The following is a 23,226-nucleotide window of genomic DNA, read 5'->3' as shown; positions in this document are numbered from 1 at the left end:
GTTCGCCACTAATCCCCCAGCAAGCTGGGATCATCGTTCGACTTGCATGTGTTAAGCACGCCGCCAGCGTTCATCCTGAGCCAGGATCAAACTCTCCGTTGAAGWAAAACAAATCAAACAGACACAACCACACCCACCGGAAATAACGGACAGGCACGGCTGCACAAAATTCGAAACCAGCTGAAAACCAAACCACCACACACGGGGGTGCGCAACGGCCTGGCCATAATTTCAACCAATCAACAAAAACAATCGGCATCAACAAACTTGGCACACTATTGAGTTCTCAAACAACAGACACTAACCGGCACCACCAAAACCCCTAACAGGGCCACAGGATCGCTCCGGAGCAACTTTTCAAACTTACCCGATCAACCGGAACCATGCAAATCAACGTTTCCGCGATTTTCGATCCCGCCACATCGGCCCCACCCGGCACCGGCACGCCCAAAAGCGCACCATATTCCAGGCTGTTATCAAAAGGGGTTGGCCCCCGCAGTTCCCAGCACCAGGCTGTCTCACTCGCGGCGACTCAGAAGACATTACACGCCCACCAGCCCTGGAACAAATCGCCCCGAACACCACCCCAAAACCCCGCAAACACACGCCAAACAACACCATCCACGGCTCAGAAACAGCCCGGAAGCAGCAAAACAACTTCCGTGAGGCCCATCACACCAACCAAAGCCCCCCGCCCCAGACAGCCGCGGCACCCAGCCCAGCAACCGCCGTCGAACATTCCGAACCCCGGCCAACCCAAAAGCCGACACAACATGAGAGAACAAACCCCCAAACACGTCCGGACGTGAAAGAAGGACGCTCAAAAACAACGACGACGTGAGAGAACGATGCTCGAAAACAACGACGACGTGAGAGAACGATGCTCGAAAACTACGACTACCTGAGAGAAGAACGGTCCAAACGCATCCGGACGTGAGAGAAGGATGCTCAAAAACAACGATTACGTGAGAGAACAACCGAAGGGGGCGGGGGTCATCCGGCAGCGCGCGTCCAAGGGAGGAACGACCGAGCGCAGAGGATGACCCCGCCCCGCCCCCGGCGGCATCACACCGGCACCACAGACAAGCACGCTTAAACACAGAAAAGGCCGGCAACCATGACGGTTACCGGCCCTTTCGGACTTGGACTACTGAGAAAACCTAGGCTGAAACCTCAATGGTCGCCAGGTTCTTCTTGCCCCGTCGAAGCAGCAGGTACCGGCCATGCAGGAGCTCGTCCTGGGCGATGACGGCGTCGGGATCGGACACCTTGGTGTTGTTCACGTAGGCGCCACCCTCCCCCACGGTCCGGCGGGCTGCCGACTTGCTGTCGGACAAACCGGAGGCCACGAGCAAGTCAATGATGCCCAGACCGTCGGCGCTGATCTTCGCGGACGGAAGTTCTGCCGTCGCTGATTCCAGGGTGTGCTCGTCCAGAACGGTGAGGTCGCCGTTGCCGAAGAGCGCCGCGGAGGCGGCGATGACCTTTTCGGTCGCATCGATCCCGTGCACCAACGAGGTCACTTCGAATGCAAGCTTCTTCTGGCCTTCGCGGGCAAACGGGCGCTCAACAACTGACTGGCCAAGCTCTTCAATTTCCGCACGTGAAAGGAAAGTGAACACCTTCAGCCGATCCACCACGTCAGCATCGGCCGTGTTCAGCCAGAACTGGTAGAACGCGTACGGGCTGCACATTTCGGGGTCCAGCCAGATGGCGTTGCCCTCGCTCTTGCCGAACTTGGTGCCGTCCGAGTTGGTGATGAGGGGCGTACCCAGGGCGTGGACGCTCTTGCCCTCCACCTTGCGTATGAGTTCGGTGCCGCTGGTGAGGTTGCCCCACTGGTCCGAGCCACCGGTCTGCAGTGCACAGCCGTAGTCGCGGAACAGTTGGAGGTAGTCCATGCCCTGCAGGATCTGGTAGCTGAACTCGGTGTAGCTGATGCCCTCGTCGGAGCTCAACCGCGAGGCGACAGCATCCTTGCGCAGCATGGTGCCCACCCGGAAGTGCTTGCCGATTTCCCGCAGGAAGTCGATGGCGCTCAGCGGCGCCGTCCAGTCCAGGTTGTTGACCATGCGCGCCGCGTTGTCGCCCTCAAAACTGAGGAAACGGCGCACCTGGCCCTGAAGGTAGCCGACCCACTCCGCAACGGTGTCCTTGGTGTTCAAGGTGCGTTCCGCCGTCGGACGTGGGTCCCCGATCAGGCCTGTGGAACCGCCAACCAGGCCGAGCGGCTTGTGGCCTGCCAACTGCAATCGACGCATCAGAAGGAGCTGCACCAGGTTACCCAGGTGAAGGGACGGGGCGGTGGGGTCGAAGCCACAGTAATACGTGATCGGGTCCCCGGCGAGCAGCTTTTCCAGTTCCGTTTCATCGGTGGAAACGTGGACAAGGCCGCGCCATTTGAGCTCCTGCCAGATGTTGGCAAAGGCGGGATCGTTGTGCTGGGACTCGATGTTGTTTACGTGTGACACGAGTTCTAAGTTAGCAGGATTGTTGAACCTGCTTTTCCTAGCGCTCAATGCCGGCAGGCAGCGGTGCCGCGGCGATGAGCCTGAGCCGCTGAGTGGGTCGGGTCATAGCGACGTAGAGGTCGCCCACCTTGCCGTGCTCGTGATTGAGCATGGCGGCCGGCTCCAGGACGATGACGCCATCAAATTCCAGGCCCTTCGCCTCCTTGGGACTGATGACCACGATGTCCTGCTCGTAGCTTCCGGCTCCCGAGCCGATGCGGCGGCCGTAGATCTCACGCAGCGCAGCAGCCGCCTGCGGCAGCAGTGGGCCGTCGGCGATCACAGCCAGCAGGCCGCCGTCGATTGCTTCCACTTCCTCAGGCAGGACCTCGACCAGGCGGGAGACAATTCCGTCCGCTTCGACGCGGTCCACAATGGGCCACCATTTGCCTTCGCGCACAGCCTTCGGAGCTGAGACCACCAGGCCTGCGCGGTTGGCCATCCGGACAGCGGCTTCCGCGATCTGGGACGGCGTGCGGTAGTTGACGGTGAGCTCTTCGAGCTGCCAGCGGTCACCGAACGACGGCGCCAGCGCGCTTTGCCACGAATTGGCGCCAGCCGCGGCACTCGTTTGGGCGATGTCCCCCACGATTGTGAACGACTTCAGCGGGCAGCGACGCACGAGGAGCCGCCACTGCATGGCCGAAAGTTCCTGTGCCTCATCAACCACGATGTGGCCGAAAGCCCAGGAACGGTCGCTCGTGGCGCGCTCGGCTGCGGTGAGCCGATTCTCGCGTTCCTGGTTCTGGTCTGCCAGTTCTTCGGCGCTCACCAGGACGTCCACGCCCATGGCTTCCATGTTGGCCAGGGTCTGCTTGGCGTTGGCGAGATCGCGGGCGCGGTCGGCTTCCTGCTGGGCCAGTCCCCTGCCCGCAGCAGGGTCCAACTCACCCAGGAGCTCAGCAGCTTCGTCCAGGAGCGGCACGTCAGCCTCGGTCCAGGGAGCATCGACGGGCCGCTGCAGGAGCGACCGCTGTTCCGGTGTGAGGTGCGGCGTGCAGGCTTCCAGGATGGCGGGCTTGCTGAAGAGCTCCGAGATCAGCTTCTCGGGCGTCATCGGCATCCAGCACAGGTTCAAGGCGATACGGACGTCCCGGGCAGACCGGACGTCTTCGGCGAGGTAGGCGCGATCGGCGTTGTTGCCGATGTTCGATTCCTCGACGAGGTCCGTCAGTTGCTCCGTGAGCTCACGAAGCAGGATCTTGACGAACGTCAGCCGGGCTTCATTGTGGGGCTTGCCGGTGGCCCGGGCCTTTTCCCGTGCGCGGCGGACCTGGCGGACGGTCAGCGTCAGCTTGCGGGAATCTACTTCGAGAATGCGGTCTTCTGCAGGCGTGCGCTGCCTGTTCGCAACAGCGTTGGCCACCACCGTGGCCATGTCGAGCTTGCCCTTGAGGGCCGCAACGTCGGGATCTTCCTCGGGAACAGCGTGGATTCCGGGCATAAGCCGGCCAAGACTGGCCATGACGACGCCGGTCTCGCCCAGCGAGGGCAGCACACGCTCGATGTAGTGCATGAACGACGACGACGGTCCCACCAGCAGCACGCCGGCGCTCTTAAGGCGATCACGGTGCGTGTACAGGAGGTATGCGGCGCGGTGCAGTGCCACTGCGGTCTTACCCGTCCCGGGACCACCTTGCACGACGAGCGCGCCCGAGATCGAGGAACGGATGATCCTGTCCTGCTCCGACTGTATGGTTCCCACGATGTCGGACATGCGTCCTGTGCGCTTGGAATTCAGGGCCGCAAGGAGCGCGCCCTCGCCCTGCAGGGAATCGTTGTCCGCGAGCATCCCGGCATCCAGGACATCGTCCTCGATCGCCTTCACGTCGCGGCCTTGCAGGATCAGGTGTCGACGGCGGCGCACACCTTGGCGGTCGAATGCGGTGGCCTGATAGAAGTGGCCGGCTTCGGGCGCACGCCAGTCAACCATGAGCCGCTGGAGATCGGCCGTAGACAACCCGATGCGCCCAATGTACTGAGCCTCACCCGAGTCCAGATCAAGGCGGCCGAAAACCAGACGGTCATCGACGGCATCGAGCTGCGCAAGGCGGTCCTCATACAGTGCGGCGAACGCGTCACGTTCGGACACGTTTTGCATGGTTCCCACTGCACCGGCCTTGCGCACCTGCGCCAGCTGGGCGCGCTTTTCTTCGCGCAGCTCATCGAGCCGGGCGTACAGCCCAGCAACGTATTCCTGCTCGTGGACCAAATCAGCGTCGTGCATCGAACCGTAACCCCTATCGCAAAAGACAGACCGTCCATTCTACAGCGATTTTGGTAAACGCGTGGGGTGCAGGTCATATGGCGGACCAGCGGCCAAAGTTCACGCCCGGTTGCGTGGCCGCGCCGCTTTGTAGCGTGACACCGTTGGATCATCTTCGATCCAGAAACGCCAGGGATAGTCCGTACTTCCACCCGGACCAGCCACCCCAACCCGAGGTCCGCTGGCCACGGCCGCTGCAGGCGTCTCAGGCAACCAGAGGCTGAACGGTGACGCGAGCGCGTCACGGCCCGTGTCCGCCGTCGTAAGTCCCAGCGCCGATGCCAGGCGGGCCGGTCCGCTGGCCAAGTCCTTGTGCGTTTTGGAGGCAGGCCTGCGGACAGTGGCAAGCCCCTCCCCCTCTACAATCTCGCCGGCGCGCAAGAGCAGCGCAGACGGTGAACCTTTGGGACCGCAGACGATGTTGGCGCAGTAGTGCATGCCGTACGTGAAATAGACGTACAGGAATCCCGGTGGTCCGAACATAGGCGCGTTCCGGGCTGTGGGGCCGCCGAAGGTGTGCGATCCGGGATCAGGGTGTTCGGAATCGCGTGGGCCCATATACGCCTCCACTTCAGTGAGCCTGACCGCCACCGGGCCGGCTTCGGAGTGGTGGGTGAGTACGGCGCCAAGTATCAGTGGAATGATTGCGCGAGGGTCGCCCTCAAGGAACTTACGCACTTTTTCGGGATTGCTGACTCCCTTCTCGATGGACGAGCTCATGCCCAGACCCTAGCAAAAATCGTGGAACGGCCATGTCCGATTTCCGCTAGCAGCGGACGTGTACTCCTGACAGGATGAAGGAATGGACTTCTGGCAGCGCTACAGGGCAATTGACGCCCGCGACACCCGCTTCGACGGACAATTCTTCACAGCCGTCAGCTCGACGGGAATCTACTGCCGGCCGTCCTGCCCCGCCCGGACGCCGAAGGCAGAGAACGTCACGTTCTACGAGACCTCAGCGGCTGCCCACGAAGCCGGGTACCGCGCTTGCAAGCGCTGCCTCCCCGAGGCCGTCCCCGGCACGCCGGCCTGGAACATCCGATCTGACGTTGCCGGCCGTGCAATGCGTTTGATCAACGACGGCGTGATCACCCGCGAGGGGGTCGACGGCCTGGCGCAACGGCTGGGCTACTCGGCGCGCCAGCTCAACCGGATCCTCAGCCACGAGCTGGGCGCAGGCCCTCTGTCGCTGGCACGGGCCAGCAGGGCGCAGACAGCCAGGACGCTGTTGGTCTCAACGAACATGCTCTTCGCCGACGTCGCCTTCGCCTCGGGGTTCAATAGCGTGCGGCAATTCAACGACACCATCGGCGAGGTTTTTGCGATGACCCCGACGGCGTTGCGTGCCACGGGAGCGAGGTCCGGCGTTCGCCGGGGTGCTGTCGCGCCTACTGCTCTAACACTTAACCTGCCCTACAGGGAACCATTCGATCCGGGCATCTTCGACTTCCTGGCCGTCCGTGCGGTAACCGGAATTGAGGTGGCACGTACCGAAGCCGACGGAACCAGGAGCTATGGTCGGACGCTCCGCCTGCCTCGAGGCAGCGCCTCTTTCTCCGTGGTCTACAGCCCCTCGACGCCGGGCAAGCCTTTACAGTTGACGGCCACCGCTGTGGACCTGCACGATCTTCCTGCATTGTTGAGCCGCGTTCGGAGGTTGTTCGACCTGGACTCGGACCCGCAGGCAATCGACGAAGCATTGGGAACAGACCCGCGGCTCGCGGGGAGCATCACGGCGGTTCCCGGAATTCGCGTGCCGGGAGCAGTGGACCCCCAGGAATTGCTGGTCAGGGCAATGATAGGTCAGCAAATCACCGTTGCTGCCGCTCGAACAGCACTGACACAGTTGTCCGTTGTTGGCTCCCTCGCCGAGACCCCCACCCCCGGGCTGGAGCGGCAGTTTCCGACGCCGGCTGAAATCGCCGAACACGGACGCGAGTTGCTGAAGGGACCTCAGCGTCGCATCGACTCCGTCGTTGCTGCGGCCGAAGCGATGGCCACAGGGGCCCTTGAGTTCGGCTACGGCGACGACGTTGCCGCGCTGGAGCGCAAGCTGCTGCCGTTGCCAGGGGTTGGTCCGTGGACTGTAGGGTACGTCGCCATGCGGGTGCTCGGAGCGCCGGACGTTTTCCTGGGCAATGACGCGGCAGTTCGAAACGGGTTGAGAGTCCTCCCGCCTGGCGCTGGCCTGAGCTCTGACTTCCGGGAAGTGAGCCCTTGGCGGTCCTACGCCACCATGCACTTGTGGCGGGCGGCAGCAAAGCCCAAGGACACATCGGCCGAAAAGCGTCACGATGTGAGAGAACGTCTGCCCAAACCGGTCAGGACGTGAGAGAAGATCGGCCCAAACCGGTCAGGACGTGAGAGAACGTCGGCCCAAACCGGTCAGGACGTGAGAGAGGATCGTTAGCGGGCGGCGGGAGCGGCTGCGGGCCATGGGAGTAGCTCGGGCAAGTCGACGCCGTCGGCCGCCGCGGTGGCGCGCAGGCTGCCAAGGCTCGGTTCGCGGCCGGCGAGCCATGCCGCGATGTCCGTGAGCATGCCCGTAATGGCGATTGATGTGGCGCCGTGGCCAATAACTTGCTGGGGCAGTCCCGTGGGCTGCAAGACAAATTTGTACGTCTCAGGAACACGTGCTTCAAGGAACGTGAACAAATGCTCGCAGAAGGGGCGGCTCCAGGTTTCCGGGCCGTAGCCCAAACCCACGTCCGAAGCGTGGATGACGAGTTCGCGCCAGAGCGCCAGACCGCCGTCGAGGACTGTTCCGTTCCTGTAGCTGATGCGGGCTTGCCAATCATCTGGTCCCAAGGCATCGAAAGCAGAGAGGGCCCGCGCCAAGGCGGTTTCCACGGACTGCTTGTGTTCCTGGAGGCTGTGCCCGGCGGCAAGTTCGATCGCTTTGGTGCGGCCCGCAACTCCCCCGTCATACAGTTCGATGCTTTCGCCACGCCGCGCGAATTCCAGTTGCCGGGCCATGGCGTTCGCAATTCCGGCAAGGTGGGCCAGAACATGGCCGCGGGTCCAGTCCGGGAGTTTGGACGGTTCCGGGATCGAAGCGTCCTTGAGTTTGGCAAGGATACGGGTGACGACGTCAGCGGCTTTGTGAAGCTCTGCGGGCAGCGTCTCAGCTGTGATTGCGGTCATAGCGCAATGTTAACGCACAGCGGGACGGCATCCCGTGGCAGACAGGCCTGGAAGCCTGCCTGCGGGGTGCCGTCCCGTCGTGGTTTCACTGGCGAAACGGTTCAGCTGGCGTAGCTGCGCGCTGCGTCCAGTTCTGCTTTGAGCGCCACCATTTGGCGTTCGACGGCGGCCGGTGCTGTTCCGCCCTGGGAGTTGCGACTGTTGAGCGAACCCTCAGTGCTCAGCACGCTGCGGACCTCGGGAGTCAGGTGCTCCGAGATCGCTGAATATTCTTCATCCGTCAGGTCCCACAGCTCAACCCCACGGCCTTCGGCCTGCTTGACTGCAGCACCTGAAAGCTCGTGTGCTTCACGGAAGGGAACGCCCTGGCGGACGAGCCATTCTGCGATGTCCGTGGCCAGCGCAAAGCCCTGGGGAGCCAGGGACTCCATGCGCTCGGTGTTGAACTTCAGGGTCGCGATCATGCCGGACACGGCCGGAAGCAACAGCTCCAGGGTGTCGGCGGCGTCGAACACCGGTTCCTTGTCCTCCTGAAGATCGCGGTTGTACGCGAGCGGCAGGCCCTTGAGCGTTGCCAGCAGTCCGGTCAGGTTGCCGATGAGCCGCCCTGCCTTGCCGCGTGCGAGCTCGGCAACGTCCGGGTTCTTCTTCTGCGGCATGATCGAGGACCCCGTGGAGTACGAGTCGTGCAGCGTCACGAAGGAGAATTCCTTGGTTGCCCAGAAGATGACTTCCTCGGAGATCCGGGACAGATCAACGCCAATCATGGAGCAGACCCAGGCGAACTCGGCGAAGACATCGCGGGAGGCGGTGCCATCGATCGAGTTATGGACAGCCGAGAAGAAGCCAAGATCAGCTGCAACGGCCTCTGGGTCCAGTCCCAACGACGAACCTGCCAGGGCACCCGAACCGTATGGCGAAACGCCGGCACGCTTGTCCCAGTCCTGGAGGCGCTGCACATCGCGCAGCAATGCCCACGCGTGGGCAAGGAGGTGATGGCTCAGCAATACCGGCTGGGCGTGCTGCAGGTGCGTCCGGCCAGGCATGGCCACACCTTGGTGTGCCTGGGCCTGGTCAACCAGGGCATCAATCGTGGCAAGGACCCCACTGGCAATGATCCTTGCGTGATCGCGCAGGAACATGCGGCCGAGCGTTGCGACTTGATCGTTGCGGGAACGGCCGGCACGGAGCTTGCCGCCCAACTGTGTTCCGGCACGCTCGATCAGGCCACGTTCCAGCGAACCGTGAACGTCCTCATCACTCTCGGCCGGCAGGTAGGCGCCGCTTGCGACGTCCTCGTCCAGCTGGGTGAGGGCTGCGAGCATGCCTTCAAGTTCGGCGTCGTCCAGCAGACCGGCCTTGGCCAGCACGCGGGCGTGCGCCTTGGAGCCGGCAATGTCATAGCGGGCCAGCCGCCAGTCAAAGTGCGTGGACTTGCTCAATGCTGCCAGCGCATCCGCGGGGCCGCCGGCGAACCGGCCGCCCCACAGTGCGCCTTCGTTGGTTGCGGACGTCATTACTCGCCTGCGACGCGCAGGTCGCGGCCCGAGGCAACCTTGGAGGACATGCCCCACAGCTCGATGAAGCCGCGTGCCATGGACTGGTCGAAGGTGTCTCCGGTGTCGTAGGTGGCGAGGTCGAAGTCGTACAGCGAGGTCTCGGAGCGACGACCGTTGACGATTGCCTGGCCACCGTGGAGGACCATGCGGATGTCACCGGAAACGTACTGCTGGGTGTCCTCGATGAAGGCGTCCAGGGAGCGCTTCAGCGGGGAGAACCACTGTCCGTCGTAGACCAGCTCTGCCCAGCGCTGGCCAACGGTGGCCTTGAAGCGGGCCTGCTCGCGCTCGATGGTGATGTCCTCGAGGTGCTTGTGCGCGGTGATCAGCGCCATGGCACCCGGGGCTTCGTAGATTTCGCGGGACTTGATGCCCACAAGGCGGTCCTCGACGACGTCGATGCGGCCAACACCCTGGGCGCCTGCACGGCGGTTCAGTTCCTGGATGGCCTGCAGCGGGGTGACCTTCACGCCGTCGATCGTTACGGGCACGCCGGCCTGGAAGGAAATGGTGACCTCGTCCGGTGCCGGCGGGAATTCCGGGGTGGCGGTGTAGTCGTAGATGTCCTTGGTAGGTGCGTTCCAGATGTCCTCGAGGTAACCGGTCTCGACGGCGCGTCCCCAGACGTTCTGGTCGATCGAGTACGGGTTCTTCTTGGTGGTCTCGATCGGCAGTCCCTTTTCCTCGGCGAAGGCGATGGCCTTGTCTCGGGTCAGGGCGAGGTCGCGGACGGGTGCGATGCACTTCAGGTCCGGGCCGAGGGTCTGGATGCCAACTTCGAAGCGGACCTGGTCGTTGCCCTTGCCGGTGCAGCCGTGGGCAACGGTCGTGGCACCAAATTCGCGGGCAGCCTTCACGAGGTGCTTCACGATAACCGGACGCGAGATCGCCGAAACCAGGGGGTAGTGGCCCTGGTAGAGGGCGTTGGCCTTCAGCGTGGGCATGGCGTACTCATTGGCGAACTCGTCGCGGGCGTCGGCGACGTAAGCCTCGACGGCGCCGCAACCCAGGGCGCGCTGGCGGATGGTCTCCAGGGATTCGCCGCCCTGTCCGACATCGACGGCCACGGCGATGACCTCGGCGCCGGTGGCTTCACCGATCCAGCCGATGGCTACGGACGTATCAAGGCCACCGGAGTAGGCCAGAACAATGCGCTCAGTCACGAGAGTGCTCCTTTGTTGTTGCTTGGTTCATTTGAAATCAATGCTGTGTGAATCAATGCTGTGAAAATCATGGGCCGCGTCCACGGCGGTTAGTTTCCGGGGCCGGCTTCCTCGGCCAGCTGGAGGAAGCGAGCCGCGAGTTCCGCCCCGCCGTCGGGATCCCTGGCAACCAACAGCAGAGTGTCGTCGCCTGCGATCGTACCCAATACCGACGGCATTACGGAGTGGTCGATGGCCAGTGCCAGGAAGTTCGCGGCTCCCGGAGGTGTTCGCAGGACCACAATGTTGCCTGATGCCTCGGCGGTGACCAGCAGTTCACCGCAGAGCCGGGAAAGCCGTGCGTCCAGGATCTCCTGCGTGACGCCGCTCTTGGCATTGCGATCGCCGCCCTCCCCCGGAACGGCATAGACCAGGGCGCCTTCCTTGCCYCGRACCCTCACCGCSCCAAGTTCCACAAGGTCCCGGGACAGCGTGGCTTGGGTGACCTGAACGCCGTCGTCCGCCAGCAGGGCTGCAAGCTCTGCCTGGGAACGCACGGACTCACCCGTCAGGATCGCGGTAATACGCGCCTGGCGGGCAGTCTTGGTGGCCGGGCTGGCACCCGGAACCGACGGATTCGTGGACACTAGAACGTGCTCTCCCCGGTACCTTCAACAGGTGAAAGGCCATCGACAAAAGCAAGTCCCGAGCGGTGCATCAGCCAGGCCATCAGCGCCTTCTGGGCGTGGAGGCGGTTCTCCGCCTCGTCCCAGACGATGGACTGCGGGCCGTCAATAACCCCAGCGGAAATCTCATAGCCGCGGTATGCCGGAAGGCAGTGAAGCACGACGGCGTCGGGTGCGGCCTGCGCCATGGCTGCCTCATCGACGGAGTAGTCGCGGAACAACTGCATCCGGGCTTCCTTCTCGGCTTCCTGGCCCATTGACACCCAGGTGTCTGTAGCCACGACGTCGGCGCCCTTAAGGGCTTCCGCGGCATCGCTCGTAATGAGCACCGAACCACCGGTCTCAGCGGCACGCTCTTCTGCGGCAGCGACGATGTCGGCTGCTGGCAGATAGCCTTCGGGCCCGGAAATTCGGACGTGCATGCCAGCCGTAACGCCAGCCAAAAGGTACGAATTGGCCATGTTATTGGCCGCATCACCGAGGTAGGCCATGCTCAGGCCCTTCAGTTCACCTTTGTGCTCCTTGACCGCCAGAAGATCGGCGAGGAGCTGGCAGGGGTGGTAGTCGTCGCAGAGGGCATTGATGACGGGCACCTTCGAGTTTTCCGCCATGGCCACGAGGCCGGAGTGGGCCCCGGTCCGCCACACGATGGTGGAGACCATGCGCTCTAGGACCTTGGCTGTGTCCTCGACGGATTCCTTGTGGCCAATCTGCGCTTCACCGGGATTGATGATGAGGGCGTTGCCGCCCATGTCCGCGATGCCGGTTGCGAAGGAAACACGGGTGCGGGTGGAGGTTTTGTCGAAGATGACAGCGACGGTCTTACGTCCGTTGCCATCGGCTGCGAAGGGCTGGACGCTGTACGGCGCCGCCTTCATGCGGGCAGCGAGCTCAAGGACCTCGGCTTGCTCAGCCGGGCTGAGGTCCGTGTCCTTCAGGAAGTGACGGGTGGTGGTGGATGTAGTCACTGTGCGTCCTTAGCGGTGGTGGCTGTAGCCCTAGCGATCAGGGTGGGAAGCGCGTCCAGGAAACGGTCCGCTTGATCGATGGTCAGGATCAGCGGCGGTGCGAGGCGGATGGTCCTCGGGCCCGGGCTGTTGATGATGAATCCAGCGTCGAGTGCGGCTGTGACCATGGCGGGTGCGACGTCGGCGTTCACATCGAACCCGATTAACAGGCCCTCACCGCGGACTTCAGTGACAGCCTCGATGGCGGCCAGTCCCTCGCGAAGATGAGCGCCGACTGCCAGTACGTTCTGCAGCACACCCTGGCTCTCGATCGCGTGCAGCGTGGCAAGAGCGGCGGCCGTGGCCACCGGGTTTCCACCGAAAGTGGTTCCGTGCTGTCCGGCGGTGAGCAGGGCCGACGTCGTGCTGCCGAGGGTGATCAGCGCACCAATGGGGAACCCGCCACCAAGGCCCTTGGCAAGCGTGATGGCATCGGGAACGATGCCCGCATCCTCGCTGGCGAGCCATTTGCCGGTCCGGCCAATGCCTGTCTGGACCTCGTCCAAAATCAACAAGGCGCCAGCCGCCGTAGTGGCTTCACGTGCCGCCTGCAGGTATTCGGCGCTCAGCGGCCGGACACCCGCTTCGCCTTGGATTGGTTCCAGGAAGACGGCTGCCGTGGAATCGTCGACGGCGGAGCGCAGGGCTTCGATGTCATCGAACGGGATGTGGACCACGCCGCCGGGCAGGGGCTCGAACGGTGTCCGGTAAGCTTCTTTCGCCGTGAGCGCGAGGGCGCCCATGGTGCGGCCATGGAAAGCCCCCTCAAGGGCGATGATCTTGGTCCGCTTGGCGTCGCTGTTCCGGCGGGCCAGCTTGAACGCTGCCTCGTTGGCTTCCGTGCCGGAATTGGCAAAGAAAACCTTGGAACCGGCAGGAGCGTTGGTGATAGCCAGGAGCTTTTCAGCCAGGGCAATCTGCGTGGGGCTCGTAAAGAAGTTGGACACGTGTCCAAGCGTGGCGAGCTGGCTGGAAATGACCGAGGTGACGAACGGGTGGGCATGGCCCAGGGCGTTCACGGCAATACCGCCCAAGAGATCCAGGTACTCCTTCCCGTCGGCGTCCCATACGAGGCAACCCGCACCGCGGACCAGGACCCGCTGAGGCGTACCGAAGACACCCATGAGCGAGGACGAGTAGCGGGCGAGCCAGTCGGAGCCATTACTAACCCCAGTTATGACGGAAGCTTTGGCATCCGATCCGGCGATGGGGCCCCGGGTGTGGTCGGGCACCGCGATGGGCCCACTGCCGCCGGGGTCCCCGTCCGAGTTTGCGAGGACGGGGAGCGGCTGGGGACGGGCGGGGGTCCCATCGCCGGTCGGATTGAGGCCAACAGTTTCGCTCATGCGTTCACTTCCTCGTCAGGAACAACTTGGGTGCCGATGCCGGCGGTGGTGAAAGTTTCCAGCAGCATCGAGTGCGGCAGGCGGCCATCCACGATGTGCGCGCGTTCCACGCCTTCGTCGATCGCCTTCAGGCACGCGGCCATCTTGGGGATCATGCCCGACTCGAGCCTGGGCAGCATCTCTCGGAGCTCGGACGCGGTCAGCGAAGAGATCAGAGACGACTTGTCCGGCCAGTTCGCGTACAGGCCTTCAACGTCGGTCAGGATGACGAGCTTCGTGGCGCCCAACGCCGATGCGACAGCTGCGGCCGCTGTGTCTGCGTTGACGTTCAGGACTTGGCCAGTCGTGGGACCGGAACCATTGCCGTCGTCGAGGATTTCCGGGGCGACCGTGGAGATCACCGGGATGCGACCGGCGTCGAGGATGTCCTTGATCCCGGCGGGGTCCACGCCTACGACTTCGCCCACCAGGCCGAGGTCAACTTCCTCGCCGTCAACCACGGTGCCCGTGCGGACTGCGCGCAACAGGCCGCCATCCTCGCCGGACATGCCAACGGCGTAAGGACCATGGGAGTTGATCAAGCCGACGAGTTCGCGTCCCACCTGACCGGTGAGGACCATCCGCACCACGTCCATGGCTTCCGGAGTGGTGACACGCAGTCCACCCTTGAACTCGGACTCAATGCCAAGCCTGCCCAGCATGGAGTTGATCTGGGGGCCGCCGCCGTGGACCACTACAGGGTGGATGCCCACGTGGTGGAGGAACACGATGTCCTCGGCGAAGGCGCGGCGAAGGTCATCGTTGACCATGGCGTTGCCGCCATACTTGATCACCATGGTGGTGCCGGCAAAACGCTGGATCCACGGCAGTGCCTCGATCAGGGTGCCCGCTTTGTCCTGGGCCGCTTCCGCCGAAACGTGACTCGTGGAGGTGGTTTCCCGGGTATGCGCAGTCATAGTCATCCGCTCAGCTCGAGTATGCGCTGTTCTCATGCACGTAGTCGTGCGTGAGGTCATTTGTCCAGATGGTTGCCTCGGCGTTGCCGGCCTGAAGGTCGATGTCGACGAGCACTTCACGTGGTTCCAGGTCAACGAGGTTGCGGTCGTCGCCGATGCTGCCGTTGCGGCAGATCTGCACGCCGTTCATGGACACGTTGAGCTGGTCCGGCTCGAATATGGCGTCGGTGGTGCCCACGGCGGAGAGCACGCGGCCCCAGTTGGGGTCCTTGCCGAAAATGGCGGCTTTGAAGAGGTTGGAGCGTGCAACGGCGCGGCTAACGATCTCGGCGTCGCCTTCGCTTGCTGCATTGAAGGTACGAATGGCGATATCGTGGCTGGCACCTTCGGCGTCGCCGATGAGTTTCCGGGCCAACTCGGCGCAGACCTTCGTGATGGCCTCGCTCAGCTGCTCCGCTGAAGGCAAAGCTTCCGAGGCACCTGATGCCAGCAGCACCACGGTGTCGTTGGTGGACATACAGCCGTCGGAGTCGGCGCGGTCAAAGGTTACCCGCGTGGCATCGCGGAGGACGACGTCGAGCTCGTCCGCCGGTACCTCGGCGTCGGTGGTGAGGACAACCAGCATCGTTGCCAGGCCAGGGGCCAGCATGCCGGCACCCTTGGCGATGCCGCCAACGGTGAATTGCTTGCCCTCAGCATCAGTGCCTGTGAAGACGGCCTCCTTGGACACGCTGTCCGTCGTCATGATGGCAGTTGCGGCGGCCGAACCGCCGTCTGCGGACAGCTCGCCGAATGCGGCCTCAACGCCCGGAAGGATCTTGTCCATGGGCAGTTGCTCACCAATCAGGCCAGTGGAGCAAACCACGACGTCGGAAGCTGAGACTCCCAGCACTTCTGCCACTTTCTCGGCCGTGGCGTGCGTGTTCTGGAATCCCTGCGGACCAGTGCAGGCGTTGGCGCCCCCTGAGTTCAGGACCACTGCATCAACACGTCCGTCGCTGACCACCTGGCGTGACCAGTGAACCGGAGCAGCGGCCACGCGGTTTGAGGTGAAGACAGCAGCAGCGGACTTTTGCGGGCCGTCGTTGACCACCAGGGCCAGGTCCGGGTTGCCGGATGCCTTGATGCCGGCTTTGACGCCGGAAGCCCGGAATCCCTTGGGTGCGGTAATGGTCACGGTGCAACTCCCTGCAGGTTAAGGCCGGCGGTTTCGTCCAGGCCGAGGGCAATGTTCATGGACTGCACGGCGCCGCCGGCAGTTCCCTTGGTGAGGTTGTCAATGGCGCACGTCACGATCACACGGCCAGCGTGCTGATCAAAAGCCACCTGCATGACGGCATGGTTGGAACCCTGCACCGACTTGGTCGTGGGCCAGTGGCCTTCAGGCAGCAGGTGGACGAACGGTTCGTCGTCGTAGGAGTCCGCCCAGGCTTGGCGCAGTTCTGCATAAGTAACGCCGTGACCGACTTTTGCAGTTGCCGTGGTGAGAATGCCGCGGCTCATCGGCGCGAGAGTGGGAGTGAAGGACACTGTCACCGGCTCGCCGGCGGCGTTGGACAATCCCTGCTCGATTTCCGGCGTGTGCCGATGACCGCCGCCAACACCGTAAGGGCTCATGGACCCCATGACCTCGGAGCCAATCAGGTTGACCTTCGCCGCCTTGCCGGCACCGGAGGTACCAGAGGCCGAGACAATCACGACGTCGTCCGTCAGGAGGAGATTGTTGGCGAACCCGGGCGTCAAGGCGAGCAGGGCCGACGTCGGGTAGCAACCAGGAACGGCGATGCGCTTGGCGCCCTTGAGCGCGTCGCGCTGTCCCGGCAGTTCCGGGAGCCCATACGGCCAGGTGCCAGCATGGGCCGAGCCGTAAAACTTTTCCCATGCAGCCGCATCCTGCAGGCGGTGGTCCGCACCGGCGTCGATGACCACTGTGCCTTCCGGCAATTGGGCAGCGATCTCTGCAGAAGCGCCGTGCGGGAGTGCCAGGAAGACGACATCATGCCCGGACAGGTTCTCCACCGTGGTGTCTTCCAGAATCCGGCTGGCCAAACCGTGGAGATGAGGCTGCAACTCCCCTAGTCTGGAACCGGCGTTGCTGTGCGCAGTGATAGCACCGATAGTGACGTTCGGATGGCCTGCAAGCAGGCGCAGCACTTCTCCCCCGGCGTAGCCGCTGGCACCGGAGACGGCAACAGAAATAGTCATAGCTCCACTGTACAGCAAAACTATTCATGGTTGCCGATATTTATGCATGCCGTCTTCTGGCAAGTGCACGGCGTCACAATAGGTTAGTGCCGACAGCGTATGCTTAGTGGAGGGTGATCCAGACCGTGCAGTCCGAACGTCGGCTGCAGCGTTGCCCGTTAGCGATACGGGGCACATATATGGCACCCACGTCCACCGCTGAGCGCCCCAAAACACGCGCAATTCAGCCAAACCCCGTTGTCCAAAGCTATTCGGAGCTCCTCAAGAGCGTGAAAGCTGCCGGTCTCCTCGAACGGCGCAGCGGGTTCTACATCTGGCTCTTCGTAGCCCTCATGATCCTCATGGCCGCCACCTGGACAGGCTTCGCGCTCTTGGGTGATTCCTGGTTCCAGCTCCTGATCGCTGCCGCCGTGGGCATCTTCTGTACACAGTTGAGCTTCCTGGCCCACGAGGCCGGGCACAAGCAGATCTTCGCCTCGCGTCGTGCCAACGATTGGTCGGCCCGCCTCCTGGCAACAGGAATCGCAGGCATCAGCTACTCCTGGTGGGAGCAAAAGCACGGTGCCCACCACAACCATCCCAACGTCATTTCCAAGGACCCCGACATCCGGAACAACGCGCTGGTCTTCTATGAAGATGCAGCCGCCGAACGCAAGGGACGCCTGGCCTTCCTGACCAAGAAACAGGGATGGTTCTTCTTTCCGCTCCTGACACTCCTTGGCCTGAGCCTCCAATTCGACTCGCTTCGCTTTATCTTCGGCAAGCAGAAGGTACGCCATCGCTGGGTGGAGACGCCTATCCTGGTTGCGCGTCTTACCGCTCTTCCCGTCCTTGCCTTCACGTTCCTCCCCATTGGAATGGCGTTTGCGTTCCTCGGCGTCCAGATCATGGTCTACGGCTTCTATATGGGCGCTTCCTTTGCTCCCAACCACAAGGGCATGCCGGTCCTTCCCAAGGACAGCCGCGTCGACTTCCTCAACCGCCAGATCCTCACCTCGCGAAACATCTCGGGCGGACGCTTCATGGACTTCCTGCTGGGCGGACTGAACCGCCAGGTGGAACACCACTTGTTCCCTGACATGGCCCGGCCCCACCTTCACAAGGCCGCAGGAATCGTCCGCGAATTCTGCACGAAGCACTCCATCCCCTACACGGAAACCACGCTGATTCAGTCCTATGGAATAGTGGTCAGCTACCTCAACGAGGTAGGCCTGGCAGCTGGACGTGGCTTCGACTGCCCCGTCGCTTCGACGCACGGACGCTTCTAGGCCTCCGCAACCAAAGGCGGCATCCTTCATAGGATGGATCCTGGAACCGGGCACCGGAAGGACCGCCCCGGAGTAAGGAGCCACCATGACGCACGCCATTGTTGCCAACGAGCCCGGAGGACCTGAAGTCCTCGAATATGCCTCCGTGGAGCCACCAGTACCAGGTCCCGGGCAGCTGCTGATCAAAGTCGCAGCTGCCGGGGTCAATTTCATCGAAACCTACCAGCGCAGCGGCACCTACAAGGTTCACTACCCCTTCACCCCGGGCGCGGAAGCGGCCGGTACGATCGAAGCAATCGGTGAGGGTGTGGAGGACTTTGCGGTAGGCGACAGGATTGCCACGGCCGAAGGCTCCAGGACGTACGCTGACTACGCGATTGTGGAAGCTGAGAAGGCGCTACCCGTGCCGGCCGGCGTCGATGATCACACTGCCGCCGCCCTGCCCTTGCAAGGAATTACCGCCCACTACCTCATGAACTCCTCCTTCCGCGTGGAACCCGGGCACACGGTGCTGCTGCACGCGGGAGCCGGCGGTGTGGGGCTGCTGCTGACCCAACTCCTGAAGGCACGGGGGGCACGGGTCATCACCACCGTTTCTTCCGATGAAAAGGCCGACCTCTCCAAGCTCGCCGGCGCCGACGAAGTCCTGCGCTATGAAGGCTTCGCGGACAGGGTCCGCGAGCTTACCGACGGCGAGGGCGTGAACGTGGTGTACGACGGCGTGGGCAAGGATACGTTCGACGACTCCCTCCGAAGCCTGCGCATCAGGGGGACGATGGTGCTCTTCGGCGCCGCTTCAGGGCCCGTCCCCCCGTTCGATCCCCAACGCCTGAACTCCGGCGGGTCCCTGTCGTTGACGCGCCCCACGATGGGCCATTTCGTCCAGAACAGGCACGAGCGGCGTTGGCGTTCAGCTGAGATCTTTGAAGCCGCAGCGAACGGTACGCTGGCGGTTCGCGTTGGCGCTAGCTACCCCCTGGCCGAAGCGGCACAGGCGCACCGGGACCTTGAAGGGCGCCTCACCACAGGAAAAGTCCTCCTGCTTCCGTAGTCGCCCCGCTCAACCTCCACTGGGCGGTTCAGCTGTGACCGCTAAGCGAACATCTGTGCAACAAACCGTGACGGGCAGGAAGCGTCCGACACCTTTTGTTCACCTTTCTGGGAAAAGCTGACTGCGTGAGCACAGAACATTCTGCCGTGGCCGGGAACACACCTGCCTTGGCTACCTATCGCCCCCAATTTCCGGGGGCTTCTGCAGCACCGGCCCAGCGGACCCTGGTGGATATCCTCGAGACGACTGCGGCAGCTTTTCCGGAATCCTCGGCGCTGGACGATGGCCGGAAGTCACTGAGTTACACCGAACTCCTGGGAGCAGTCCGAGCGTTCGCGCGGACCCTGAACGCCGCTGGTCTTGGTCGAGGGGACAAGATCGGCGTCCGCGTCTCATCCGGCACCAGCGATCTCTACATCGCCATCCTGGGAATCCTCATGGCCGGAGCAGCGTACGTCCCAGTTGATGCGGACGACCCCGACGAGCGCGCCAGGCTGGTTTTCGGCGAAGCAAAGGCTGGCGCTGTGGTTGGCGCCGGTCTGGCCCTTGACCTGGCAGGCGAGGCACGGCAGCCTGTGACCGAGCCGCAGAGACCCGGGCTGGATGACGACTCATGGATCATCTTCACCTCGGGTTCCACGGGTACGCCGAAGGGCGTAGCCGTCGCTCATCGTTCCTCGGCCGCTTTCGTGGACGCCGAAGCCCGTCTCTTCCTTCAATCCGACCCGATCGGACCGCAGGACAGAGTCTTGGCAGGCCTATCGGTTGCGTTCGATGCTTCCTGCGAGGAGATGTGGCTGGCCTGGCGGCACGGCGCCTGCCTGGTACCGGCTCCGCGCGCCCTTGTCCGGACCGGCATGGATCTGGGCCCATGGCTCATCAACCACGGCATCACCGTTGTTTCCACAGTGCCCACCCTCGCTGCCTTATGGCCAGTCGAAGCCCTCGAGAATGTGCGTCTCCTCATCTTCGGTGGGGAGGCCTGCCCGCCTGAACTTGCCGAACGGCTCGCCGTCGACGGTCGTGAAGTCTGGAACACCTACGGGCCAACCGAGGCTACGGTGGTGGCCTGCGCGGCGCCCTTGGGCGGACCCGGCCCCGTTCGGATCGGACTGCCGCTGGACGGCTGGGACCTCGCCGTCGTCGATTCCGCCGGCGTTCCCGTGGCCGAAGGCGAAATTGGGGAATTAATCATCGGCGGAGTCGGACTGGCCCGATACCTGGATCCCGGCAAGGACGCTGAGAAGTATGCGGCCATGCCGACCCTGGGCTGGGAACGCGCCTACCGGTCCGGGGACCTTGTGCGCTTCGAAGCTGAGGGGCTGGTCTTCATCGGGAGGGCCGATGAACAGGTCAAACTCGGTGGGCGACGGATCGAACTGGGCGAAGTCGATGCCGCACTGCAGGCGCTGCCTGGGGTGGCAGGTGCGGCCGCCGCGGTGCAAACGACGGCGGCAGGTAACCAAATCCTTGTCGGTTACCTTGCGGCCACCGAGGGCTACGTACTGGACCTGGACGAAGCCCGCAGACGGTTGAGCGGGAGCCTGCCGGCAGCATTGATCCCCCTACTGACGGTTGTTGATTCGCTGCCGACAAAGACCAGCGGCAAAGTTGATCGTCGCGCCCTTCCGTGGCCTCTTGCCGGGGCCGGGGCCAAGGAGGCCGGCAAAGCACCGCTGAATCTGCCGGACGACGCCCGATGGATTGTGGAGCAGTGGGAATCGGTCCTCGGCAGCCCTGTGAGCTCCCTCGATGCGGACTTCTTCGCGTACGGTGGCGGTTCACTGGCGGCCGCACAGCTTGTTTCCGCATTGCGCGTTCGCTACCCGATCATCACGGTGGCGGACATCTACGCGACACCGCGGGTGGGGGCGCTCATAGATACTGCCCGGCAGTCACTTCCCGACGGCGGCATGCCCGGTCCCGCTGCGGAGCGCACCGTACGGCCCACTGCGTTTAAGTCGCAGGTCTTCCAGGTGCTCATGGGCGTACCACTGCACATCCTGGTCGGGATGCGGTGGTTGACCTACCTCATGGCTGCCAACAGGCTGTTGGCCGATTTCGCTGGGTTCACTGCGGCCCCCGTTGTTTCCTGGTGGTGGATCGGGGCATCCTGGCTGGTCTTCGTCAGTCCGCTCGGCCGAATGGCGATCTCGGTGGTGGCTGCCCGCATCCTGTTGGGCAAGGTTGAGCCAGGAACATATCCCCGATCCGGCAAGACGCACCTGCGGCTTTGGCTGGCTGAGCAAATACAGGACCTCTCCGGTGCCATTGGTCTGGCCAGCGCACCGTTCGTTCCATACTACGCACGGGCCCTCGGCGCGAAGATTGGAAGGGACGTCCATCTGCATTCTTTGCCGCCGGTAACCGGTCTACTGTCCTTGGGAACTGGCGCCAACATTGAGCCGGAGGTGGATCTCTCCGGCTGGTGGGTGGACGGCGATTCTGTCCACATAGGGCAAATCCATGTTGGCGCTGGAGCCGTGGTGGGCTCCCGAAGTACGCTCATGCCCGGTGCCACCATCGGCGCAGGCGCACACGTCGAAGCAGGGTCTGCCGTGCTGGGCAAGGTGAAGGCCGGGCACCTCGTGGCCGGTTCCCCGGCCGGACGCCGCGGAAAAGCAAAACACGACTGGCCTGAGCCCAGCAACCGGCGTTCCCTGATGGACCGGCTCTGGTTCTCCGCCTTCGCTGCTGCGTCGGCATTGCTGGCATTGATCCCTTACATTTCAGCGTTCGCAGGCGCCATGGTGGTCCTTGCTTTCATCCAAGGCCATGACTCCCTGGAGACTGCAGTCCCCCGGATTGCACTTGCACTGCCTCTCGCAGCCCTCGTCTGGTTCTTCGGCAACCTCATCCTCATCCTGGCCGTGGCGCGGCTCCTTGGCTTGGGCTTGAAGGAAGGCTATTACCGGGTCCGAAGCCGCATTGGCTGGCAGGTTTGGGCCACTGAGCGGTTGCTGGACATGGCGAGGGACCTGCTCTTCCCCATCTACGCAAGCCTCTTCACTCCAGTGTGGCTACGCCTGCTGGGGGCCAAAGTGGGCAAGAACGTGGAAGCATCAACTGTGCTGTTGGTGCCCAGGATGACCACCATCGGCGATGGTGCTTTCCTCGCAGACGACACCATGGTGGCGTCCTATGAACTCGGCGGCGGCTGGATGAGGATCGCCCCTGCCAAAATCGGAAAACGCTCATTCCTGGGCAACTCGGGCATGACGGCAGCTGGACGGAATGTGCCCAAGAATTCACTCGTGGCGGTGCTCTCGGCAACGCCTGCAAAAGCGAAGTCGGGGACCTCCTGGCTGGGCAGCCCGCCTGTCAGACTGCGCCGGACCGCCGTCGACGCCGACCAGACCCGGACGTTCCAGCCGCCCCTGAAACTCAAGGTAGCCAGAGCACTGTGGGAGGCATGCCGGCTTGTCCCGGTCATCCTCACGGTCGCCATCGCAGCCAGCGTGATGTTGGCCTTGGATTGGATTGCCCGTGGTTGGGGTTACGGGATAGCGGCCCTGCTGGGCGGTGTTGTGGTTCTGGCAGCCGGTGCCGTGGCCGCGTTCAGTTCCATCATTGCCAAGTGGGTGCTGGTGGGTGCCATCCGGGCCGGCGAACACCCACTGTGGAGTTCGTTCATTTGGCGGAACGAGGTAGTGGACACCTTCATCGAGATGGTGAGCGCACCGTGGTTCGCCCGTTCGGCAGCGGGCACGCCGGCCCTGGTGTGGTGGCTTCGCGGCCTCGGAGCGAAAATTGGGCGGGGAACGTGGTGTGAAAGCTATTGGCTTCCCGAGGCTGACCTCGTGACACTTGGGGAGAACTCCACCGTCAACCGGGGCTGCGTTGTCCAAACACACCTCTTCCACGACAGGGTCATGAGCTTGGATACGGTCACGTTGGGAAATGGTGCGACGATGGGACCACACGGCGTCATCCTCCCTGCGGCCAGCATCGGGAATGGCGGAACTGTCGGGCCCGCGTCGTTGGTCATGCGCGGCGAAACCGTGCCGGCCGGAACATACTGGATGGGAAATCCGGTGAGTCCTTGGGAGGGTCCGGCAGCACGGGCCGCCCGACTCAAGTAGATTG

General features: G+C 63.4%; 16 protein-coding genes and 1 rRNA gene. 4 read left to right on the top strand and 13 right to left on the bottom strand.

Annotated features, from left to right (window positions below; translation table 11 throughout):
- From AC1DCM_RS16725 to AC1DCM_RS16710, 4 genes are all read right to left on the bottom strand, one after another.
- Window positions 1-102, bottom strand: a 16S ribosomal RNA gene (locus tag AC1DCM_RS16725); the annotation flags it as partial.
- Between the two features lie 1,058 nt (window positions 103-1,160).
- A complete protein-coding gene (gene tyrS / locus AC1DCM_RS16720; RefSeq protein WP_442005834.1) occupies window positions 1,161-2,471 on the bottom strand; it encodes a tyrosine--tRNA ligase in 1,311 nt (436 codons plus the stop codon).
- Between the two features lie 37 nt (window positions 2,472-2,508).
- Entirely contained in the window at window positions 2,509-4,737 is a 2,229-nt protein-coding gene (locus AC1DCM_RS16715; protein WP_442005833.1) for a HelD family protein, read from the bottom strand.
- 99 nt (window positions 4,738-4,836) lie between these two features.
- Entirely contained in the window at window positions 4,837-5,496 is a 660-nt protein-coding gene (locus AC1DCM_RS16710) for a DNA-3-methyladenine glycosylase (protein ID WP_477519071.1), read from the bottom strand.
- Window positions 5,497-5,578: 82 nt separating this feature from the next.
- On the opposite strand from AC1DCM_RS16710, the gene AC1DCM_RS16705 reads away from it, so the two are divergent.
- Entirely contained in the window at window positions 5,579-7,108 is a 1,530-nt protein-coding gene (locus AC1DCM_RS16705; RefSeq protein WP_477519070.1) for an AlkA N-terminal domain-containing protein, read from the top strand.
- 74 nt (window positions 7,109-7,182) lie between these two features.
- Here AC1DCM_RS16705 and AC1DCM_RS16700 read toward each other — a convergent pair whose 3' ends face one another.
- The 9 genes from AC1DCM_RS16700 to argC all read right to left on the bottom strand — a co-directional run bounded on the left by AC1DCM_RS16700 (window position 7,183) and on the right by argC (window position 16,821).
- Window positions 7,183-7,920, bottom strand: a complete 738-nt coding sequence (locus AC1DCM_RS16700; protein WP_477519069.1) for a maleylpyruvate isomerase family mycothiol-dependent enzyme — start codon at window positions 7,918-7,920, stop codon at window positions 7,183-7,185.
- Between the two features lie 101 nt (window positions 7,921-8,021).
- Complete coding sequence (argH, locus tag AC1DCM_RS16695; RefSeq protein WP_477519068.1) at window positions 8,022-9,437, bottom strand: argininosuccinate lyase; 1,416 nt, start codon at window positions 9,435-9,437, stop codon at window positions 8,022-8,024.
- Complete coding sequence (locus AC1DCM_RS16690; RefSeq protein WP_477519067.1) at window positions 9,437-10,642, bottom strand: argininosuccinate synthase; 1,206 nt, start codon at window positions 10,640-10,642, stop codon at window positions 9,437-9,439. Before AC1DCM_RS16690 ends, argH begins: the two co-directional genes overlap by 1 nt.
- Window positions 10,643-10,731: 89 nt before the next feature.
- Window positions 10,732-11,268 carry an arginine repressor gene (locus AC1DCM_RS16685; protein ID WP_216925220.1) on the bottom strand — a complete coding sequence of 179 codons (537 nt, stop codon included), beginning with the start codon at window positions 11,266-11,268 and terminating at the stop codon, window positions 10,732-10,734.
- Complete coding sequence (argF, locus tag AC1DCM_RS16680; RefSeq protein WP_477519066.1) at window positions 11,268-12,275, bottom strand: ornithine carbamoyltransferase; 1,008 nt, start codon at window positions 12,273-12,275, stop codon at window positions 11,268-11,270. Before argF ends, AC1DCM_RS16685 begins: the two co-directional genes overlap by 1 nt.
- On the bottom strand, window positions 12,272-13,660 hold the full coding sequence (locus AC1DCM_RS16675; protein WP_477519065.1) for an acetylornithine transaminase: 1,389 nt from the start codon (window positions 13,658-13,660) through the stop codon (window positions 12,272-12,274). Before AC1DCM_RS16675 ends, argF begins: the two co-directional genes overlap by 4 nt.
- Entirely contained in the window at window positions 13,657-14,616 is a 960-nt protein-coding gene (argB, locus tag AC1DCM_RS16670; protein WP_477519064.1) for an acetylglutamate kinase, read from the bottom strand. The genes AC1DCM_RS16675 and argB overlap by 4 nt, the downstream gene beginning before the upstream one ends.
- 10 nt (window positions 14,617-14,626) lie before the next feature.
- A complete protein-coding gene (gene argJ / locus AC1DCM_RS16665; RefSeq protein ID WP_442005825.1) occupies window positions 14,627-15,793 on the bottom strand; it encodes a bifunctional glutamate N-acetyltransferase/amino-acid acetyltransferase ArgJ in 1,167 nt (388 codons plus the stop codon).
- The gene (gene argC / locus AC1DCM_RS16660; RefSeq protein WP_477519063.1) at window positions 15,790-16,821 is read right to left on the bottom strand and encodes an N-acetyl-gamma-glutamyl-phosphate reductase; all 1,032 of its coding nucleotides are present in this window, start codon (window positions 16,819-16,821) and stop codon (window positions 15,790-15,792) included. The genes argJ and argC overlap by 4 nt, the downstream gene beginning before the upstream one ends.
- Window positions 16,822-17,000: 179 nt before the next feature.
- Here argC and AC1DCM_RS16655 point away from each other — a divergent pair, with 179 nt between their 5' ends.
- The 3 genes from AC1DCM_RS16655 to AC1DCM_RS16645 all read left to right on the top strand — a co-directional run bounded on the left by AC1DCM_RS16655 (window position 17,001) and on the right by AC1DCM_RS16645 (window position 23,222).
- Window positions 17,001-18,089: a fatty acid desaturase family protein gene (locus AC1DCM_RS16655; RefSeq protein ID WP_431119551.1), complete on the top strand. Its 1,089-nt coding sequence runs from the start codon at window positions 17,001-17,003 to the stop codon at window positions 18,087-18,089.
- 85 nt (window positions 18,090-18,174) lie between these two features.
- Entirely contained in the window at window positions 18,175-19,140 is a 966-nt protein-coding gene (locus AC1DCM_RS16650) for a quinone oxidoreductase family protein (protein ID WP_477519062.1), read from the top strand.
- A 125-nt stretch (window positions 19,141-19,265) separates the two neighbouring features.
- Window positions 19,266-23,222, top strand: a complete 3,957-nt coding sequence (locus AC1DCM_RS16645) for a Pls/PosA family non-ribosomal peptide synthetase (protein ID WP_477519061.1) — start codon at window positions 19,266-19,268, stop codon at window positions 23,220-23,222.
- Window positions 23,223-23,226: the final 4 nt, after the last annotated feature.

This window comes from Paenarthrobacter sp. 10N417, from assembly GCF_056394745.1.
This window is presented reverse-complemented; position numbering and strand designations above follow the sequence as displayed.